Raw genomic sequence first — 20,351 nt, forward strand, 5'->3', positions numbered from 1 at the left:
ATTTCAATTTTTTATAATTATTCACTTATTTTTCTAAAGCTGTGAAAGTATAGCCGTAAAAAAAATAGTTGGCTAGTTTTTTGGCGGACTTTTTTGTAAAGAAATGTAAATAAATTTAAAGAAACATTTAGCACGATCAATTGTCAATTTTTCAACAACATCAACATATTCACAACCACTGTAATAACGTTTACCAGAATAACCTTCAGCATATTTATTGGTGAGTTACATGTTAACTCCTAGTTATTAATTACAACAAGCCTTAAACTTACCGCACATCACAGTGTAAAAAACAACACTAGTTACCCTTACTTAATCAGCGATCAATTTCAATCTTTTTTTGAGTTATAAAAAATATTTATATATTGTTGAAAAGTAGTATTATGGATAAGATATGGAATACAAGACATATTGCTAAAATAATTAAAAATTTTATTTGGTTTATAATGCAACTTCATTTAGTCGTTAATACATTCGGTTCCGATTTACAACGTCGTTATGGCGAAAAAATCTATAAACTTACTTTACATGGTGGCTTTAGCTGTCCCAATCGAGATGGTACTATTGGTCAAGGTGGTTGTACTTTTTGTAATGTTGCCTCAATCATTGATGAATCTATTCAGGTTAAATCAATTTCTGAACAATTAACCTCGCAAGCCCAACAGATGAAAAAGTCTAAACGATACCTTGCTTATTTTCAAGCTTATACCAGCACCTACGCCGAGGTTGAAATTCTAAAAAGTATGTATGAAGAAGCCCTGAATAGTGCGGATATTGTTGGGCTTTGTGTTGGTACTCGCCCTGATTGTGTTCCTGATGAAGTACTTGATTTGCTTGCGAATTATCAATCCAATGGCTATGAAGTTTGGTTAGAACTTGGTTTACAAACTGCTCATAACAAAACCTTACACGATATTAATCGAGGGCATACTTTTGATGATTATTATCAAACCGTACAAAAGGCACGCAAGCTTGGCATTAAGGTCTGTACTCACTTAATTATTGGTTTACCGAAAGAAACCAAACAAGATAACTTTATAACCCTTAATCGTGTGCTCGACTGTGGTGTGGACGGTTTAAAATTACACCCTTTACATATTGTTGAAGGTAGTATTATGGCAAAAGCGTGGCGGGCTGGGCGGCTTCCAGTATTATCATTAGATGAATATGTCGATATTGCTGGCGATATCATTCGCCAAACTCCAGCCAATATTTTGTATCATCGCATATCAGCTAATGCCAGAAAACCAACTTTACTCGCCCCTGATTGGTGTGAAAACCATTGGCAATCGATGAATGCTGTTGATCACAATTTACGCCAGTTTGGTGCTCAAGGTAGTGCTATTGGTGATAGTTACTTTTTTAAATCATAAGTGGATTTAATGATTATGAAAAAGGACATCCTTTCATTTATCCACTTCGCCTTTTTATTAATAATTATTAATTTATTTTCAACCAATAAATATGAATGGATGATTTTTACAGGTGATCCAGACAACCTTTGCACGTTACCATTAGGTGGAAGAAATAGTGAAGACATTTTTCTTATCCTTACCATTCCCTTAATTTTGAGTTTATTTTTTATAAAAAATAGAAAAATAAGATATATCTATTTGTCCCTTGCTATTCTCTATTGTTTTTGGTCATTCTTTTTACGTTTTCAATGGTGCTAACAATTTCATTTAAAATTATTATAGTTTGAGAGATTATCAATAGCGTAACGCACCCACACTAAGAATAAAACCAAACTATAATGGTATAGACTCTTGAATTATTTTTACAAATGACAGTATGCTTATTCAACTGCCACTATGACCCAAATTTTACAGCAAATTTGGGTCTATAAAAATCAAACTTTGCACCCAAATAAATACTAAGTATATAATACGCCTTTCAAACTTGAGACAATCTGCATGCAACTGGCTTTTTGTATTTATAAATATTTTCCTTTTGGTGGTTTGCAACGTGATTTTTTGCAAATAGCCAAAGCTTGTCAAAATCGAGGACATAATGTTCGTGTTTATGTCATGGATTGGCAAGGCGATGTACCTTGTGGGTTTGACATTATTTGGGTACCTAAAAAGGGCTTATCCAACCATAGTCGTAATCAATCTTATTACTATTGGGTGAAGGATCATTTACAAGCAAATCCTGTTGATTGTGTAGTTGGCTTTAATAAAATGCCTGATTTGGATGTTTATTTTGCAGGTGATACTTGTTATGCCGAAAAGGTTTCACACAAGGGCTTTTTGTATAAATTGTCAAAACGCTGTAAGCACTATTTAGCTTTCGAAGATGCGGTATTTAATCAACATAGCCAAACCAAAGTTATGGTACTAACAAAACAGCAAATTAGTGATTTTGAGCACTATTATCATACTGATCCGTCTCGATTTTACCTTTTGCCACCCGGTATTGCGCAAGATCGCCAATACAATTATGAGTCGCTAGCTAAAGGTAAGCAATTTAGGCAAGCAAATCAAATTGATGAACATAATTTTGTGATTGTGCAAATTGGATCAGATTTTAAGCGTAAGGGAGTAGATCGTTCTTTAACCGCCATTGCCGCACTACCTTGCGATTTAAAACAAAAAGTGACTTTTTTAGTAGTGGGGCAGGATAATCCCGAAGCTTATCAAAAACTGGCTAAGCAACTCGGCATTGAGTATCAAGTACGTTTTTTTGCAGGCCGTAATGATATCCCTGACTTTTTATTTGCGGCAGATTTGCTATTGCACCCTGCAAGACAAGAAGCTGCTGGTATGGTGCTTATTGAAGGGTTAGCCGCTGGAGTGCCAGTGATTGTGTCAAGCACTTCGGGCTATGCTTATCATATTGATGATGCCAATGCTGGGGTGATCCTTGCCGAACCTTTTGTACAAGCAGATCTCAATCAAGCGTTGCAAAATGCCATAACAAACCACGATCAGTTATTAACATGGCACAACAATGCAATACATTATGGTAAAACGGCTGATTTATATCATTTAGCCCAGCGTGCCGCAGATATTATTTTAGGTTGTGATCATTATGAATGAGTTGAAGTTAAAATGCCCTTTTGATGCTTTGTGGAAAAATAAAGATCCGTTTGCGGAAGTTGAGTTAATATCAGGCAAAGTCTATCGAGCGGTTAAGCAACGTAAGACGTTGAATTTTGAGCTTGGTGATGAATCGTATTTTATTAAAATTCATCGTGGTACAACCATTAAAGAGATTGTGAAGAATCTTATTTCGTTACGTTTACCTGTTTTAGATGCTAAGCAAGAGTGGGATGCGATTGAGCGTTTGGAGCAAGTTGGCGTTAATACGATGGATGGGCGAGCATTTGGTCGTAAGGGGCTAAATCCGCTGACTCGTCATTCGTTTATTGTGACAAGAGATCTTAACCCGACTGTGAGTTTAGAAGATTTTACTAAGCCATGGTTAACTAATCCACCTAGCTATCATATAAAGCGTTGTTTAGTGATTTATTTGGCAAAAATGGTTGCCCAAATGCATGCGGCTGGGGTTAATCATCGTGATTGTTATTTGTGTCACTTTTTGCTTGATATTCCGCTTTTTGAAAATCATCAGCAAATAAAATTATCGGTGATTGATTTACACCGTGCTCAACTCCGTAAAACAGTTCCTGTTCGTTGGCGTGATAAAGATTTAATTGGGCTTTATTTTTCAGCCATGAATATTGGGCTAACTGATCGTGATATTTGGCGTTTTTTGAAAGTGTATTTTAATCAACCTTTAAAAACGATTTTGCGTAATGAAGCTAAGTTAATTGCTAGTACGCATCAAAAAGTTGAACGAATTCGTAAAAGGACAGAAAAGTATCATCTTTAACAATAAGGATACGCTATGTTTATTGAACAAATTGATATTTCCGGATTTAAAGGTATTAGTCAACTATCTTTAAAATTAAATGCAAGTTCTAGCGTACTAATGGGTGAAAATCGTTGGGGGCGGTCAAGTTTAATCAGCGCTTTGCAATTGTTATCACTAGATAACAAGTTTTATCAATTTGTCGATTCCGATTTTTATCATGATCAATACCAATGTTATGGCGATAATATTATTATTAAAATCACTTATTGCCAATCACACTTACATGAATTAAATAATCAAGATTATCAACCATTACGCTCAGTTTCGTATCAATCACACCAAGATAATCTGCATCGTATCACTTATCAAATTTCTGCCAATAAACAAAATAACCAAATTATAACACAACATAAATTGCTCAATGCACAAGGCAATCCCTTTAATATAGAAAACGAAAAATCATTAATTGCAACATTAATCAAACTAAATCCAGTAATGACACTTAAAAATGCAATTAATCCTGAGCAATTAACTGTTACTAACGAACCATTATCCGAACACTACATTAGCCAACTTTCAAACCAACTAAAAGCCCATTCAGCCGAATTAACCCAAGATGAATTAGCTCGAGGCCTACAAGCCGCACGCTCATTATTAGAGTATTATTTTGTCGATCAAGCACACCGCAATCATTACAAACAAAAAAATGCCAAAAGTACACCAAGATCAGAAGATTGGAATGTTTTGGAACAAATTAATGATGTATTGGATAATCTTGATAATGATTATTTACGAACGGTATTTTTAGGAATTTTCGGCTCTATTATTGATGCTAAAGGGAATTATTCACTTTCACAAAGTTCAATGCCTATTTTAATTTTAGAAGAGCCTGAAAGTTTGTTACATCCAATCATTTTATCAGTTGCATTTCGCTTACTAAAAAACTTCCCTACACAAAAAATTATCACGTCTAACTCAAGTGATCTGGTATCGTTATTTTCATTAGAAAACCTTTATCGTTTAATTCGTCTGCCAGATAAAATTATTGCCAAATACATTGAACCTAATTCATTAAGCGTTAGTGATAGTCGTCGTATTGCGTTTCATATTCTTTATCGCCGATCAAATGCCTTATTTGCACGATGTTGGTTGTTAGTCGAGGGCGAAACCGAAGTGTGGTTGTTACGTGAACTAGCAGAACAAAGTGGTTATCATCTGAGTTCAGAGGGCGTTCAGCTTATTGAGTTTGCTCAGTGTGGTTTAAAACCGCTTATAAAATATGCCAATAAAATGGGAATTCATTGGTATGTAATTACTGATGGGGATATGGCGGGTAAAAAATATGCCGATACAGTAAAATCGTTATGTGGTGAAGATAAAAACCCTAATGATTACTTAACGGTTTTACCTGCGCGAGACATTGAAAACTTTTTATTCAAACATGGTTTTAGTCATGTCTATAAACTTGCCGCTTATAATACAACACAGCATATTGATCTGCCTGTACATCAAATTATTCAAAAAGCAATTCATAAAAGTTCAAAACCTGATCTTGCGATTGCCATTTGTGATGATGCAAAATCACGTGGTATAAACGCTATACCGCGTTTGCTAATGGATACTTTTTCGAGAATTATTAGTTCATCTAAAGGGTTAGTTTAGATAATTACATTTTGAAAAATATTTAAAATCGCTATCAAGAAGATAAAACTATTCCGCCAATATAAATCGGCGGAATAAAATAAAAATTAATGCTATTTGGAGATTCGTTTATATTTAGCACGTTTAGGCTCTAATGCTTCAGCACCTAATGTGCGCTTTTTCCATTCTTCGTATTCGGTAAAGTTACCTTCAAAGAATTCAACATGTCCTTCGTCTTGATAATCCAAAATATGGGTCGCAATACGATCTAAAAACCAACGGTCATGCGAAATCACTAAAGCACAACCCGGAAACTCTAATAATGCGTTTTCAAGCGCACGTAGCGTTTCAACATCTAAATCATTGGTTGGTTCATCGAGTAGTAATACATTACCACCCACTTGCAATAATTTAGCTAAATGTACACGCCCACGTTCACCACCTGAAAGTTCACCTACACGCTTTTGCTGATCAACACCTTTAAAGTTAAAACGACCAACATAAGCACGACTTGGTATTTCAAAATTGCCAATACGCATAATATCTTGACCGTTTGAAATTTCGTCCCAAACTGTTTTTTTGTCGTCCATACTGTCACGGAACTGATCAACTGATGCAAGTTGCACTGTTTCACCCAAAGTAATCGTGCCTGAATCAGGTTGTTCTTTGCCTGATAGCATTCTAAATAGGGTTGATTTCCCTGCTCCATTTGGACCAATAATGCCAACAATTGCCCCTTTAGGAATACTAAAAGATAAGTTATCAATCAGCACACGATCGCCATACGATTTAGTTAGATTGCTTACTTCAATCACTTTATCGCCTAAACGTTGTCCAGCTGGAATAAAGAGCTCGTTAGTTTCGTTACGTTTTTGGTAATCGTTACTGTTGAGTTCTTCAAAGCGAGCTAGACGGGCTTTGCTTTTTGCTTGGCGACCTTTTGGATTTTGTCGTACCCACTCGAGTTCTTTTTCGATCGATTTACGACGTGCCGATTCGGTCGAGGCTTCTTGTGCTAAACGCTGATCTTTTTGTTCAAGCCAAGATGAATAGTTGCCTTCCCATGGAATACCTTCACCACGGTCAAGCTCTAAAATCCAACCAGCTACGTTGTCTAGAAAGTAGCGATCGTGAGTTACTGCAACAACCGTACCTTCGTAGTCATGTAAGAATCGTTCTAACCATGCTACCGATTCGGCATCTAAGTGGTTGGTCGGTTCATCCATTAATAACATATCAGGCTTTTCAAGTAATAATTGACAAATTGCTACTCGACGGCGTTCACCACCTGATAAATTTTCAATTTTCGCATCCCAATCAGGTAAACGTAGTGCGTCAGCGGCTCGCTCTAACTGGTTATCAAGATTATGAGCATCTTGCGATTGAATAATGGCTTCAAGCTCTGCTTGTTCTTTGGCTAATTTGTCAAAATCGGCATCAGGATCAGCATAAGCGGCATAGACTTCGTCTAATCGAGCTAGCGCTTTTTTCGCATCACCAACTGCTTGCTCTACAGCTTCGCGTACAGTTTGTTTAGGATCTAATTTCGGTTCTTGGGGTAAATAACCAATTTTAATATCAGGTTGTGGGCGTGCTTCGCCTTCAATTTCGGTATCAACACCCGCCATAATTCGTAGTAAAGTGGATTTACCCGCTCCATTTAAACCGAGTACACCAATTTTTGCACCTGGAAAAAAACTTAAAGAAATATCTTTTAAAATATAGCGTTTAGGGGGAACAATCTTCCCTACGCGATTCATGGTATAAACATATTGCGCCATAAAACATCATCCGTTAATTTTGTTTAAAAATAGCAAACCATATCAGTTGCTATATAATTGATGGCATATATTGTAATGATTCTGAGCATCGGGTCTAGGGTTATTTTTGAGAATATAGGTAAATCAATATTCGCTATACACAAAACTTAATGTAGGACTTGTATATGCATATTCATGCTTCGCCACAATGACCATAATGGTAACGGTGAAAAAATAGGAATAATTTCTAATCTAACGCCTACGCTTTTAAGAGGGTACACATACCGACACCATCTCTGGAAATCAAAAGATAGACATAACACCCTTATAGATAACCTTTAGCATGTAATAGAGATACCCAGAAATTTTTGTATCCCTCAACTCAATAATGTCATAGTCCAGTTGATCATTAAAAACCGTTTTCCCATTTATTAGTTAGCTATCAATTTAAAAATGACTTTTAAATTTGATAGCATTTATTTAACCTATAACGACTGATAAATATCCAAGACTAATATGATCAAAATAAAATGCGACGTTAAAGTAAAAAATAACTTTTATGTTAAGCTTTGTAAGACTTGCGCTAATTAATCTGGTTGTGGAAAAAATAAAGAAATAGATTTAATATCTATAAGAAAAAGGCTTTATAAAAAGCATAATCATTTTCAAATACTCGTAATAGACAACAACATTAGTTGCCCATTACGGTTTTAGTGATTATTTTATAGCACTATACTACTCACTATCCTTTAAGGTACTACACAGACTACCCTGTGGGTTGTGAACAATGAAATATTATTAATACGTCTGAACATCCTCAAATCTTGGAGTGACACACATAAACCAATAAGATAATCATCAATTAATGACTGGCTACAAAACAAACAGAGCAATAATCCTATTTTAAACATCGATTTGATTTATAAAGTTTTTATGGTAAATTTTCACCTCGACAAAATGTTTGAGAGGACTGACCACGATCGAGGCTATAGTGATCACCATTAATCCAACTGTTTAGAGGCGTTCCATCAACAGCAAAAGGCTTATCGGCTCGGTACATTTCAGATGTCCAAATATAACTCCCACCGTTATGATATCGGTAGACGCTTCCCCATTCTCCTAGAAATGTACCTAAATCACGGGAAGGTCTATATGTCCTTGGTGTAGGAAGTGTAGCAGTACCTTCTGGTAAATCAGCATCAAGTGAATTAATTAATTCATTCCTTCTATACATATATTTTTGTCGCCAAGATTTTCCTGTGTCAGAAAAATCATTAACTTGTTCTCGTGTTGTTGCTGGTATTGCATGACCATCAATAATTTTACGACATTCATCAAACGCCACGTACTCACGATCAAAGTTAATAAAACCGCTACTTTTATAATCCTTCCTATGATCAACAAGAATTGCCCATTTTTTAGGTATCGGAAGAGTCACTTTACCAATATTTTTCCAACTGTTACCGTTATCTTCTGTGTACTCCATATTAATGGTTAATGGAGTCTTCGGTTTAAGACGACTATTATAAACAACCTGACAACCTTTCCCCAATTCTTTATTTCCGTTTCCTGATAAAGTTACCCAATTATTGATATTGCTAGCATCAAGTCTACAACGGTATTTTGACTGTTCATTCCCTGAACCTATTAAGTCAAACTTAATCCCTTTGAAACCAGTGATAGGTCGAAATGACTCGGCTATAAATCCTACACGAAATCGATTAACCTCCTTATAACCAGCACCACTCCATAATGCCGAGTTATAGCCTTTAGGATATTTAGTTATATCACTAGCCTTTGAATAAACATCAAGACCATCTGGCCGAGCGTAGCACAATTTTGGACCACCTGAAAGCATAAATTGGTAAGTTATTTTGGGTTTGCTACCATAATAATTTTTATTGGGAATGCCATACTTAGTCGTTGCGGCGATATCTTGTGCACTCAACTCTAAAGTATAAGGCCCCCCACATAGTGTCAACTCCTGATGTAAATCACTCACAACTTGAGAACCATCTTTCCAAGTTGCAGTTAACGTACCACCGACGGTAAAATTATCAGTAATTGAAGCATCACCATCATCATCCGCCACTTGCAAGTTAGAAATTGTATGTGCTTGTCCATCAGCAGTAACCAAAGCAATAACATCTGAAAACTTTGTACCAAAAGGGACAGTTAACGGTTTTCCTCCATTCGAGATTGAACCATTAACTCCAATTTGTATTAGCTCGCCAGTGTTTTCTTGACTTGGCATCATAAAACCTAGCAACTCATCTAAATTTTTTAGTTTATTACCGACTTGATCATTCTGAGACGTTTTAAATTGTAGATAAGGCGCACTCCCTTCAATCACCTTTGTTGTGGTTGCGGATAAGGCAATAACATTACCCGATATCATTATACCCAACGTAGCAATTATAGTTCCATAAGCATAATGTTTGACATGTAAACTTGACGATATAATTCGTAAAATTTGGCCAAAAAACTTAGCTATTTTTAAAATAAACATTCGAGGTTGTTCAAAAGCTAACTTATTGCTTTTGTATATTTTATTATTCATAACTTCCATTTTTAATTACTTTTTCCTATAAAAAATCATTTGCATCCAAATCATAACTACTGATAAAACACAAATTTGATCATATTTATTATATTATGTTAATTTTATGTAAAAAATAACTTTTTTGTTAAGATTTGTAAACATGTGATTAAATGAGTCTGATTATTAAAAATAATATATAACTATATGAAAATTATATTAAATAATAAGAAATAGACTGATTTTATAGTTTTAAATATTAGGTACCAATTTTGTAAAAAATAATCATCAAATTATTCATCATTGCATGTTGATGGGAATCGTTAACCTTATATTTTTGATACTAAAAAGTGGGAACATACCATTACTGTAAACAATGCGAGTAAGTTCTATAATTAACTTACTCGTAATAACCCCTGTAACTTTAAAAGTTACAGAGTCAAACTATTTGCTGAACAAATAAAACAAATTTAACTACGGCTTGACACAAGCAGCTCTAAGTTTATTATTAGTTGATTTAGAATCATATAAATCTCCATCCCCCAAATCGACTCGAATTGGTTCTCCTTTGTATGTATCAATTGCCCAATACCAATCTTGAGGATGATTAGTTTCCCAGTCATCAAGACCTAAATAGTGATCAGGATTGTTAAATAAGGTTCCCCATTCATTAAATAACCCACCAATCCACTTGCCATTACTGCTACGATAACTCAATTGACGGCGATAATTATTGATATTTCTTCCAGGAATACCTCCTGTCCAAATATCATCATTATTTGCATTAGTATAATCTGCAACACTTGGCACTCGGTATCCAATTCGGTTACAGTAATTTTTTGCATCTTGCACAGATGCATTAATATTAGCCCCTTGGGCTATATACCATCTTTCAATTTTAAAGCTATACAAGACGTTACTTTTGGCTCTATCTGAATAAAGCTTAAACGTAGAAGGGCTAAAGTTTTTATTAGCACTACTGTTTACTGGTCCTTTTAGTACTATCTTTAAAGCTACATCTCGTGAGCCTTTTCCCCAACCTGGTGTTATTGCAGATGATAAAGCTAAACTAACTCCACTCCCTGATTCCGGGAATACTCTAGCGCCATTAGCTGAGATAATCTCTTCGGGCGTTACGTTTGCTAATAATAAATAAAAATAAACATTATTTGTTCCTGTCGATGGGAAATTACGTTGTGGATTGTTTATATCTTGTGGTACAAATCCTTTTCCTTTTACCCAATCAGGACCATCTAAATCTTTATATTCAGTATTATTACTGGAATCGTTTGATAAATTAGGTTGAGCATAACAAACCGATGGTGCACTTGGTTTAAAATAATATGAATGGGAACTCTGTTTATAAACAGTTTTATTCGGAATACCATAACGTGTCAACAACGTTAAAGATTCTCCTGTAGTAATAAATAATCGATATGGTGCTTTACAAGCATCCAACTTGTACGATGGATTTTTTTTTACTTCTGCTGTTATATTTTTGTTTGCATCGTACCATTCTAGAGATAACTTTCCATTTGCCAAAATATCACCATCACCATCATCATCTCCCCAATAATGATATGGGGCATCCATCAATTTTTGAATATCTATTTGTGGGTAAGTACTATTTCCATCTATTGGGACAAAAGTTTGAATATCACGAATAGATTCTGAATTTCCCGATAGTATGATTGGTTTTTGGCTACTTGATGTATCTTCTTGAGAGGTAATCAATCGACCATCAGATAATTTTATACTGAGTAAAGGTTCGGATGAATTTATATGGGTTCTACCTCCATCAAGAGTAATATAAGGACCACTTCCATGGATCTCTTTTGATGTAATCGCAGATAATGCAGTAGATTTAAAGGACACTATCAAACCTAATAATGCCAATATAATTCCAAACAAATAACGTCTGACAGTCAAGATAGGCATTACTAATGTCTTTTGGATATGCATCTTTGCCATTTTTATTAAAAAAATCGTTTTTGACCATAACGACAAACATGAAGAATTAATTGTAAGATGGGAATAACTAAAATTTAGTGATAAATGTTCAAAATGTGACAGTTTTGTAAAGCTGTGCTTTGTCCAGTTCATTATATTAATACCTTTTCCATATTTCAAGTTTTACTGCACTGTTTTTTATAAAAATTAATTACTTTTATTTTAAATATTTTCGTTGTTCATGCGAAAAAAGAGTTATCATTTTTACATAACTATAATGAACAACACCATTAAGAAAAGCTCGAAGGAATTACTCTTCATAGCTAAAAAAATCCTTAAAAACTCACAAGGCGGTTAATTTCGCTTTTTTATGTCTATTTATTACAGTTTTTCGCAAATTACTGTAAACAATGCGAGTAAGTTCTATAATTAACTTACTCGTAATAACCCCTGTAACTTTAAAAGTTACAGAGTCAAACTATTTGCTGAACAAATAAAACAAATTTAACTATGGCTTGACACAAGCAGCTCTAAGTTTATTATTAGTTGATTTAGAATCATATAAATCTCCATCCCCCAAATCGATTCGAATTGGTTCTCCTTTGTATGTATCAATTGCCCAATACCAATCTTGAGGATGACTAGTTTCCCAGTCATCAAGACCTAAATAGTGATTAGGATTGTTAAATAAGGTTCCCCATTCATTAAATAGCCCACCAATCCACTTGCCATTACCGCCGCGATAGCTTAATTGACGGCGATAACCATTGATATTTCTTCCAGGAATACCTCCTGTCCAAATATCATCATTATTTGCATTAGTATAATCTGCAACACTTGGCATTCGGTATCCAATTCGGTTACAGTAATTTTTTGCATCTTGCACAGATGCATTAATATTAGCCCCTTGGGCTATATACCATCTTTCAATTTTAAAGCTATACAAGACGTTACTTTTGGCTCTATCTGAATAAAGCTTAAATGTAGAGGGACTAAAGTTTTTATTAGCACTACTGTTTACTGGTCCTTTTAGTACTATCTTTAAAGCTACATCTCGTGAACCTCTTCCCCAACCTGGTGTTATTGCAGATGATAAAGCTAAACTAACTCCACTCCCTGATTCCGGAAATACTCTAGCGCCATTAGCTGAGATAATCTCTTCGGGCGTTACGTTTGCTAATAATAAATAAAAATAAACATTATTTGTTCCTGTCGATGGGAAATTACGTTGTGGATTGTTTATATCTTGTGGTACAAATCCTTTTCCTTTTACCCAATCAGGACCATCTAAATCTTTGTATTCAGTATTATTACTGGAATCGTTTGATAAATTAGGTTGAGCATAACAAACCAATGGCGCACTTGGTTCAAAATAATCAGGATTCGATATCCATATCCATAAATCAACTGAACCTGCATCTCCGTCTGTACCATATTTTAGACACGGGTTTTCGAACGACGGTAATATTATGGCATCACTACGATGATTTTTTACGCGACCATTTTTACTAGTTAATGCTTCTAAACTCCATGAATATGGCAATAATAACACGCCCAACACCAACAAGAGTTTTCGGGGTAATTTGAGAGATAATTTGGAAAATATAAATGAGTTTCGTGCAAAAACTCGGCGAAGAGGATTATTTAATAAATTTAAATCGTAGGTTTGCCAGTGCTTGTGCCTTGTGCCTTGTGCCAGAAATGATAATGCATTATTGTCTACCTGTCAAGTAATATTTTGTTTTATTTAGATTTTTTATAATTGTCTGCTTATTTAATAAGCTTGTTTTCCTATAACGGTAAAAGTATAGCCGTTTAAAAAATAGTTGGCTAGTTTTTTCGTGTTTTTTTGTAAAAAAATACAAATGAAATAGTCCTGTTTGGCGGCGACCCTAGTTCTGTCATTAGCGTATTTTGACACTGCAAAAAAACAAGCATATTGACCTTATAGTGGTGTGTTTTTTTGCTCTAAAATCGCTCAGGTAGACCATTGATTTTATTGGATTTTTTATTTTGTTTTTGGTTAAATCAATTGTCTATAGCGAGCTAAGATATTATGGTATCGTGATTTCAGACGTACTGTTTTTTGTAAATAAATTAATAATAGTGATCACGTCCGAAATCTGACCAACTAAAATAGACCATTACTTTCAACCACGATAGCGCAACCTATTAAAATAGCCAATCACAGTTATTTTGTTTTGTTTTTAGGTAAAGGTAAATATTTGGTGCCGACATGTAACATTTCGTCAGGATTTGTTTTGTTATATAATTTAGTTGCCGCCTTAATTTATCTTCAATGGATTTTTCAATTTTAACTAGGTGTTTAATACCATAACTAATCGTTTTATAACGTTTGTTCTTACTGGTTAAAGGCACAAACAAATTTAATCGGGCTTTTTTTAGCACGCTATAAATGGTCGGGCGACTGACCATAAAACGTTTAGCCAAATCAGTGATGGTTTTTTTTCTTTATGATATAAACGCCATATCTCTTGTCTGTGATAAGGCGTTAATTTTGTTTTACGTATATTCATTACCATATTTTCTCAGATTTACTGTAAATAATGCGAATAAATCCTACACATGAAGTATAAACAACTTAATGTTTTCCTACAATTAAACTTATCATAGTTCAAAAAATATCCTCTATATTTATCTTAATTCATACAGAGAATATTGCTCGTTATTTTATAAAAACGTAAAAAGTTGCTCTTTAGGTAAGCGTGATTTTGGTCGATGCGCATTGCCGTCATTTTCGGCTCGATAGCCTAATGTAGCAACAACAATACTTTTAAGTCCTTTGCTTTTGAGATCTAAAATCTCGTCCATTTTTTGGGTATCATATCCTTCAATTGCCGTTGAATCAATACCAATTGCTGCTGCTGCAAAAAGCAGTTGCCCCAATGCTAGATAAGCTTGTTTACTTTCCCAACATTGTTGCGATTCAATGGTTGCACTATTGAGCTTTACAAAGTGCCTACGACCTTGATCTTGTGCTTGTTTAAGATCGGCTGAAGGGTATCTACCGTCTTTATCTTCTTGATTGAGTAGATTAACTAAATGGGCGTCGTCTAATGGTGTTTTAATACAAAAGACAATCGTATGCGAAGCGCCAGTCACCCTTGGTTGATTAAATTCAAGTATAGCTGGTAAAATTTTATTCTTTACCTCGTTGTTCTCGATAACATAAAAATGCCATGGTTGTGAGTTAACTGATGATGGGCTGTTTCTTAAAACAGTTAATAATTGTTCAATCTTATCGGCAGGAATTTTTTTTGTTGGATCATAATGTTTGGTAGTGTAGCGTTTTTGAGAAATATCAACTATGTTCATTATTATGCCCTCGTGAGTTATTCTTTTCACCATTATAATTCGGTTCTATTATGTCTCAACTTATTATTTTAATAGATTTGTCAAATAGTAAAGCAATCTTTAATTAGTATTGAGTACTTTATTTTAATAAAAATAGAACATATTTAGATTGACTACAAATAATCATTGACACCACTGATATCATTTGGTAAAAATAACATCAGTTTTTGTCTGTATTAATTACAATTCAAATAGAGATTTTTTTATGTTTGTTAACTATTTATCACTCGACCTCAGCCTCCTCCTCGCATTAACTTGCGCGGATAGCTTGTGTGTGGAGTAAAAAGAAGTAGTTAAATAAACAACTCAACAAATTAACAAGAACCCGCGCTAAAGTGCGGGTTTTTTGTTTTTTTAACTTGAAATACCGAGATAGCGCTAAAATATATAAAAGGAAAAACAATGAGCGATCAAGTCATTATTTTTGATACAACGTTACGCGATGGTGAACAAGCATTACAAGCAAGTTTGAGCGTTAAAGAAAAGTTACAAATAGCGCTTGCTTTGGAGCGAATGCGGGTCGATGTGATGGAAGTTGGCTTTCCTGTTTCATCTCCCGGTGATTTTGAATCAGTTCAAACGATTGCTAAGACCATTAAAGATAGCTGTGTTTGTGCATTGTCTCGTTGTGTTGATAAAGATATTGATGTTGCTGCCGAGGCATTAAAAGTTGCAGATCAGTTTCGAATTCATACTTTTATGGCAACATCAACCTTACATGTTAAGGATAAATTAAAAATGACATTTGATGATGTCATTGAAAGAGCTGTGCACTGTATTAAACGTGCACGTAATTATACTAATGATGTGGAGTTTTCTTGTGAAGATGCAGGCCGTACCCCAATTGATAACTTATGTCGTATCGTTGAAGCAGCAATTAAAGCAGGGGCAAGAACGATCAATATTCCAGATACTGTCGGTTATACTGTCCCTTATCAATTTGGTGGCATTATTCGTACCCTATTTGAACGTGTCCCGAACATTGATCAAGCGATTATCTCTGTTCATTGTCATGATGACTTGGGCATGTCGGTGGCTAACTCGATTAGCGCGGTTCAAGAAGGTGCTCGGCAAATTGAAGGTGCGATGAATGGTTTAGGCGAACGTGCGGGTAATACCGCACTTGAAGAAGTTATTATGGCGATTAAAGTTCGTCAAAATATCTTAAATGTTCACACAAATATCAATCACCAAGAGATTTATCGTACCAGCCAAATTGTTAGCCAAATTACTAATATGCCAATTCCGGGTAATAAAGCAATTATTGGTAGTAACGCTTTTGCCCACTCCTCAGGAATTCATCAAGATGGGGTTTTAAAAAATCGTGAAACTTACGAAATTATGACCCCTGAATCAATCGGATTAAATCAAATCCAATTAAATTTAACCTCTCGTTCAGGACGAGCCGCCGTTAAACATCGTTTAGAAGAACTTGGTTATCACGATAAAGATTATAACGTAGATCAAGTCTATGAGGCATTTTTAGAATTAGCTGATAAAAAAGGCCAAGTATTCGATTATGATTTAGAGGCATTAATATTTATCAATCAATTAAAAGATGAAAAAGAACATTATGTTTTGGATTATTTTAATGTTCAATCAGGTTCGACGGTTGTTTCAACCGCTTCGGTTAGCTTGTTAATTGGTGATAAAAAGTATTCTGATGCAGCAACAGGTAATGGCCCCGTTGATGCTGTTTATCAAGCTATCAACCGTATTACTGGCGAGCCTATTTCGATTGTAAAATATCAGTTAGCTTCTAAAGGACAAGGTGAAAATGCTTTAGGACAAGTTGATATTGTTGCCGAATATAAAGGTCGTAAGTTCCATGGTGTTGGGCTTGCAACCGACATTGTTCACTCATCGGCTTTGGCTTTAATTAATGTATTGAACAATGTGTATAGAGCAAATCAAGTTGCACAAGAAAAACAAAAATTACATCATGACTAAAAAATAATTTGTTTTGCCGTTTAACAGCAAAACATGAAAATTAATTTAGATTGTAAAGGAATAAAAAATGTCACAAAACTACCATATTGCAGTACTTCCCGGCGACGGTATTGGCCCAGAAGTAATGAGACAAGCCTATAAAGTATTAGATGTTATCCGCCAAAAGTATCAACTTTCTATTACTACTAGTGAATATGATGTGGGCGGCGCAGCAATTGATATTCATGGTTGCCCATTACCTAATGAAACACTTGAAGGCTGTGAAAAAGCTGACGCTATTTTATTTGGTTCAGTGGGTGGTCCTAAATGGTCTAATTTGCCACCTGAAAAGCAACCTGAACGTGGTGCGTTATTGCCACTACGTAAACACTTCAAATTATTTGCTAATATGCGCCCTGCTCGTTTGTATCAAGGCTTAGAAGATCTTTGTCCATTACGCACCGATATTGCAGAGCGTGGATTTGATATTTTATGTATGCGAGAATTAACTGGCGGTATTTATTTTGGATTACCTAAAGGACGTGAAGGTAGTGGTGCTCAAGAAAAAGCATTTGATACTGAAGTTTATCATCGTTTTGAGATAGAGCGTATTGCAAAAATGGGGTTTGAAGCCGCACGTTTACGTCGCAAAAAAGTAACTTCAATTGATAAAGCCAACGTATTACAAACTTCAATTTTGTGGCGTGAGGTGGTTAATGAAGTAGCTAAAAACTATCCTGATATCGAACTTGAGCATATGTATATCGATAATGCCACAATGCAACTTGTTAAAGATCCGTCTCAATTCGATGTTATTTTATGCTCAAATTTATTTGGAGATATATTATCCGATGAATGTGCCATGATAACTGGTTCAATGGGGATGTTGCCTTCTGCTAGTCTTAATGAACAAGGCTTTGGCTTATATGAACCTGCTGGTGGTAGCGCACCTGACATTGCTGGTAAAAATATTGCTAATCCTGCAGCACAAATTTTGTCATTAGCTTTGTTAGTCCGTTATAGCTTTAAACGTGATGATATTGCCTCAGCTATCGAAACAGCAGTAAATAAAGCATTAGAGCAAGGCTATCGTACTATCGATCTTGCACAAAAAGAACAACCCGTTTCAACTGATGAAATGGGAGACATTATTTGTAAGCTTATTTAGTTGAATTAGCTATGTAAAATGTGTAGTAAAAAGATACTCAAGTATGCAAAATAAACTGCTACTTGTATCCTTTTTAATCCAATTAATTATAGGATTAGTAAATAATGTCAAAGTTTAAAACTAATACCAGTTGTAAAAAATAATAAGGAATCTGCAATGTCAAAAACACTGTATCAGAAATTATATGATGCACATGTCGTTTACGAAGCGCCAAACGAGACGCCTATTTTATATATCGATCGCCATTTAGTTCATGAAGTCACCTCTCCACAGGCCTTTGATGGCTTACGTGCAATGAATCGTAAAGTTCGCCAGCCCAATAAGACTTTTGCAACTATGGATCATAACACTTCAACCAAAAGTAATGATTTAAGTGCCTGTAGCGAAATGGCTCGCATTCAGTTAACCGAACTGGCAAAAAATGCCAAAGAGTTTGGTGTTTCGTTATATGATTTACAAAGCCCATTACGTGGTATTGTCCATGTAGTCGGCCCTGAGCAAGGTATGACTTTACCGGGTATGACTATTGTGTGTGGTGATTCGCACACTGCTACACATGGCGCATTTGGTGCATTAGCTTTTGGTATTGGTACTTCCGAAGTTGAGCATGTGTTAGCAACTCAAACCTTAAAACAAGGTCGTGCTAAAACCATGAAAATTGAAGTTAAAGGGCAAGTTGTTGACGGCATTACCGCTAAAGATATTATTTTAGCTATCATTGGCAAAACAACCAGTGCCGGCGGTACAGGTCATGTAGTTGAATTTTGTGGTGATGCGATTAAATCATTATCAATGGAAGGACGTATGACGTTGTGTAATATGGCAATTGAAATGGGAGCTAAAGCTGGCATAATTGCACCAGATGAAGTGACTTTTGAGTACTTAAAAGGTCGTCAATTTTCACCAAAAGGTGAAGACTTCGACAAAGCGGTTGCTTATTGGAAAACGCTAAAAACCGACGAAGGTGCACATTTTGATACAGTTGTGACGTTAGAAGGAAAAGATATCGCCCCACAGGTCACTTGGGGTACTAATCCTGGTCAAGTTACATCAATTGATGCAACAGTACCTAATCCTAATGATTTTGCTGATCCTATTGAAAAACACTCTGCTGAGCGTGCATTAGCTTATATGGGATTAACCGCTGGTACCAAAATGACTGATATTAAGATCAATAAAGTATTTATTGGTTCTTGTACAAACTCACGTATAGAAGATTTACGAGCTGCTGCCCAAATTGCTAAAGGCCGTAAAGTGGCTGAAGGTGTACAAGCATTAGTTGTACCCGGTTCAGGACCAGTGAAAGAACAAGCTGAAGCCGAAGGATTAGATAAGATTTTTATTGATGCAGGATTTGAATGGCGCTTACCGGGTTGCTCTATGTGTCTTGCAATGAACGATGATAAATTAGCACCGGGAGATCGCTGTGCATCAACTAGCAACCGTAATTTTGAAGGTCGCCAAGGACGTGATGCTAGAACACATTTAGTTAGTCCTGCTATGGCAGCAGCCGCAGCTATTACTGGTCATTTTACAGATATTCGCAAACCATTTTAAGGAGAGACTTGTCATGGCAAAATTTACAAAACATACTGGGCTAGTCGTTCCTTTGGATGCGGCTAATGTTGATACAGATGCAATCATTCCAAAACAGTTTTTACAGAAAGTAACACGCACTGGATTTGGTAAACATGCCTTTCATGAATGGCGCTTTTTAGATGATGCTGGCGAGCAGCCTAACCCTGAATTTGTCTTGAATAAACCCCGCTATAAAGGTGCTAGCATTTTATTAACACGTGAAAATTTTGGTTGCGGTTCTTCTCGTGAACATGCTCCATGGGCACTTGCTGATTATGGATTTAAAACCATTATTGGTTCAAGTTTTGCCGATATTTTTTATAATAACTCATTTAACAATCAGTTATTACTGGTTAATTTATCCGAAGAGGATATTGATGAGCTATTTAAAATTGTCGAAGCCAATGAAGGCATTGAATTTACCATCGATTTAGTTAATGAAGTGGTCATTGCCGGCGATAAGCAATATTCATTTAAAATTGATGCTTTTAAACGTCATTGCTTGTTAAATGGGTTAGATAATATTGGCTTAACCTTACAACATGAAGAAGCAATTAGCGACTTTGAACATAAAATCCCTTCATTTTTAGCTTAA

15 protein-coding genes and 1 pseudogene are annotated in these 20,351 nt (G+C 35.3%); 9 read left to right on the forward strand and 7 right to left on the reverse strand.

Annotated features, from left to right (window positions below; genetic code table 11):
* Positions 1-93 precede the first annotated feature (93 nt).
* Positions 94-225: pseudogene (glyA, locus tag GYW75_RS12550) on the reverse strand (serine hydroxymethyltransferase); the annotation flags it as partial.
* 221 nt (positions 226-446) lie between these two features.
* Between glyA and GYW75_RS05430 the strand changes: the two are divergent.
* From GYW75_RS05430 to GYW75_RS05450, 5 genes are all read left to right on the forward strand, one after another.
* The gene (locus GYW75_RS05430) at positions 447-1,373 is read left to right on the forward strand and encodes a TIGR01212 family radical SAM protein (RefSeq protein WP_065590061.1); all 927 of its coding nucleotides are present in this window, start codon (positions 447-449) and stop codon (positions 1,371-1,373) included.
* Positions 1,374-1,388: 15 nt separating this feature from the next.
* Complete coding sequence (locus GYW75_RS12765) at positions 1,389-1,673, forward strand: DUF2645 family protein (protein ID WP_174798711.1); 285 nt, start codon at positions 1,389-1,391, stop codon at positions 1,671-1,673.
* Positions 1,674-1,913: 240 nt separating this feature from the next.
* Positions 1,914-3,038 (forward strand): glycosyltransferase family 4 protein, encoded by a 1,125-nt coding sequence (locus GYW75_RS05440; protein ID WP_085165075.1) that lies wholly within the window; start codon positions 1,914-1,916, stop codon positions 3,036-3,038.
* Positions 3,031-3,834 carry a lipopolysaccharide core heptose(I) kinase RfaP gene (gene rfaP, locus GYW75_RS05445; protein ID WP_174798712.1) on the forward strand — a complete coding sequence of 268 codons (804 nt, stop codon included), beginning with the start codon at positions 3,031-3,033 and terminating at the stop codon, positions 3,832-3,834. The genes GYW75_RS05440 and rfaP overlap by 8 nt, the downstream gene beginning before the upstream one ends.
* A gap of 15 nt (positions 3,835-3,849) precedes the next feature.
* Positions 3,850-5,478, forward strand: a complete 1,629-nt coding sequence (locus GYW75_RS05450) for a DUF2813 domain-containing protein (protein WP_174798713.1) — start codon at positions 3,850-3,852, stop codon at positions 5,476-5,478.
* A gap of 92 nt (positions 5,479-5,570) precedes the next feature.
* Here GYW75_RS05450 and ettA read toward each other — a convergent pair whose 3' ends face one another.
* The 6 genes from ettA to nfsB form a co-directional block, all read right to left on the reverse strand.
* Positions 5,571-7,238, reverse strand: coding sequence for an energy-dependent translational throttle protein EttA (gene ettA, locus GYW75_RS05455; protein ID WP_065635906.1), 1,668 nt, complete (start codon positions 7,236-7,238; stop codon positions 5,571-5,573).
* Positions 7,239-8,148: 910 nt separating this feature from the next.
* Positions 8,149-9,777, reverse strand: a complete 1,629-nt coding sequence (locus tag GYW75_RS05460) for a hypothetical protein (protein WP_174798714.1) — start codon at positions 9,775-9,777, stop codon at positions 8,149-8,151.
* A 453-nt stretch (positions 9,778-10,230) separates the two neighbouring features.
* Positions 10,231-11,727, reverse strand: coding sequence for a hypothetical protein (locus GYW75_RS05465; protein WP_238786409.1), 1,497 nt, complete (start codon positions 11,725-11,727; stop codon positions 10,231-10,233).
* Between the two features lie 487 nt (positions 11,728-12,214).
* Positions 12,215-13,258, reverse strand: a complete 1,044-nt coding sequence (locus GYW75_RS05470; protein WP_174798716.1) for a hypothetical protein — start codon at positions 13,256-13,258, stop codon at positions 12,215-12,217.
* Between the two features lie 620 nt (positions 13,259-13,878).
* On the reverse strand, positions 13,879-14,142 hold the full coding sequence (locus tag GYW75_RS12470) for a hypothetical protein (RefSeq protein WP_238786410.1): 264 nt from the start codon (positions 14,140-14,142) through the stop codon (positions 13,879-13,881).
* A gap of 255 nt (positions 14,143-14,397) precedes the next feature.
* Positions 14,398-15,042: an oxygen-insensitive NAD(P)H nitroreductase gene (nfsB, locus tag GYW75_RS05475; RefSeq protein WP_174798717.1), complete on the reverse strand. Its 645-nt coding sequence runs from the start codon at positions 15,040-15,042 to the stop codon at positions 14,398-14,400.
* Between the two features lie 441 nt (positions 15,043-15,483).
* On the opposite strand from nfsB, the gene leuA reads away from it, so the two are divergent.
* From leuA to leuD, 4 genes are all read left to right on the forward strand, one after another.
* Positions 15,484-17,031, forward strand: a complete 1,548-nt coding sequence (gene leuA / locus GYW75_RS05480) for a 2-isopropylmalate synthase (RefSeq protein ID WP_174798718.1) — start codon at positions 15,484-15,486, stop codon at positions 17,029-17,031.
* Positions 17,032-17,098: 67 nt separating this feature from the next.
* A complete protein-coding gene (leuB, locus tag GYW75_RS05485) occupies positions 17,099-18,178 on the forward strand; it encodes a 3-isopropylmalate dehydrogenase (protein WP_065561213.1) in 1,080 nt (359 codons plus the stop codon).
* Positions 18,179-18,334: 156 nt separating this feature from the next.
* Entirely contained in the window at positions 18,335-19,735 is a 1,401-nt protein-coding gene (gene leuC, locus GYW75_RS05490; protein ID WP_174798719.1) for a 3-isopropylmalate dehydratase large subunit, read from the forward strand.
* A gap of 13 nt (positions 19,736-19,748) precedes the next feature.
* On the forward strand, positions 19,749-20,351 hold the full coding sequence (gene leuD, locus GYW75_RS05495; protein ID WP_065610387.1) for a 3-isopropylmalate dehydratase small subunit: 603 nt from the start codon (positions 19,749-19,751) through the stop codon (positions 20,349-20,351).

This window comes from Gilliamella sp. ESL0232 (assembly GCF_013346885.1).
Lineage (GTDB): Bacteria > Pseudomonadota > Gammaproteobacteria > Enterobacterales > Orbaceae > Gilliamella > Gilliamella bombi.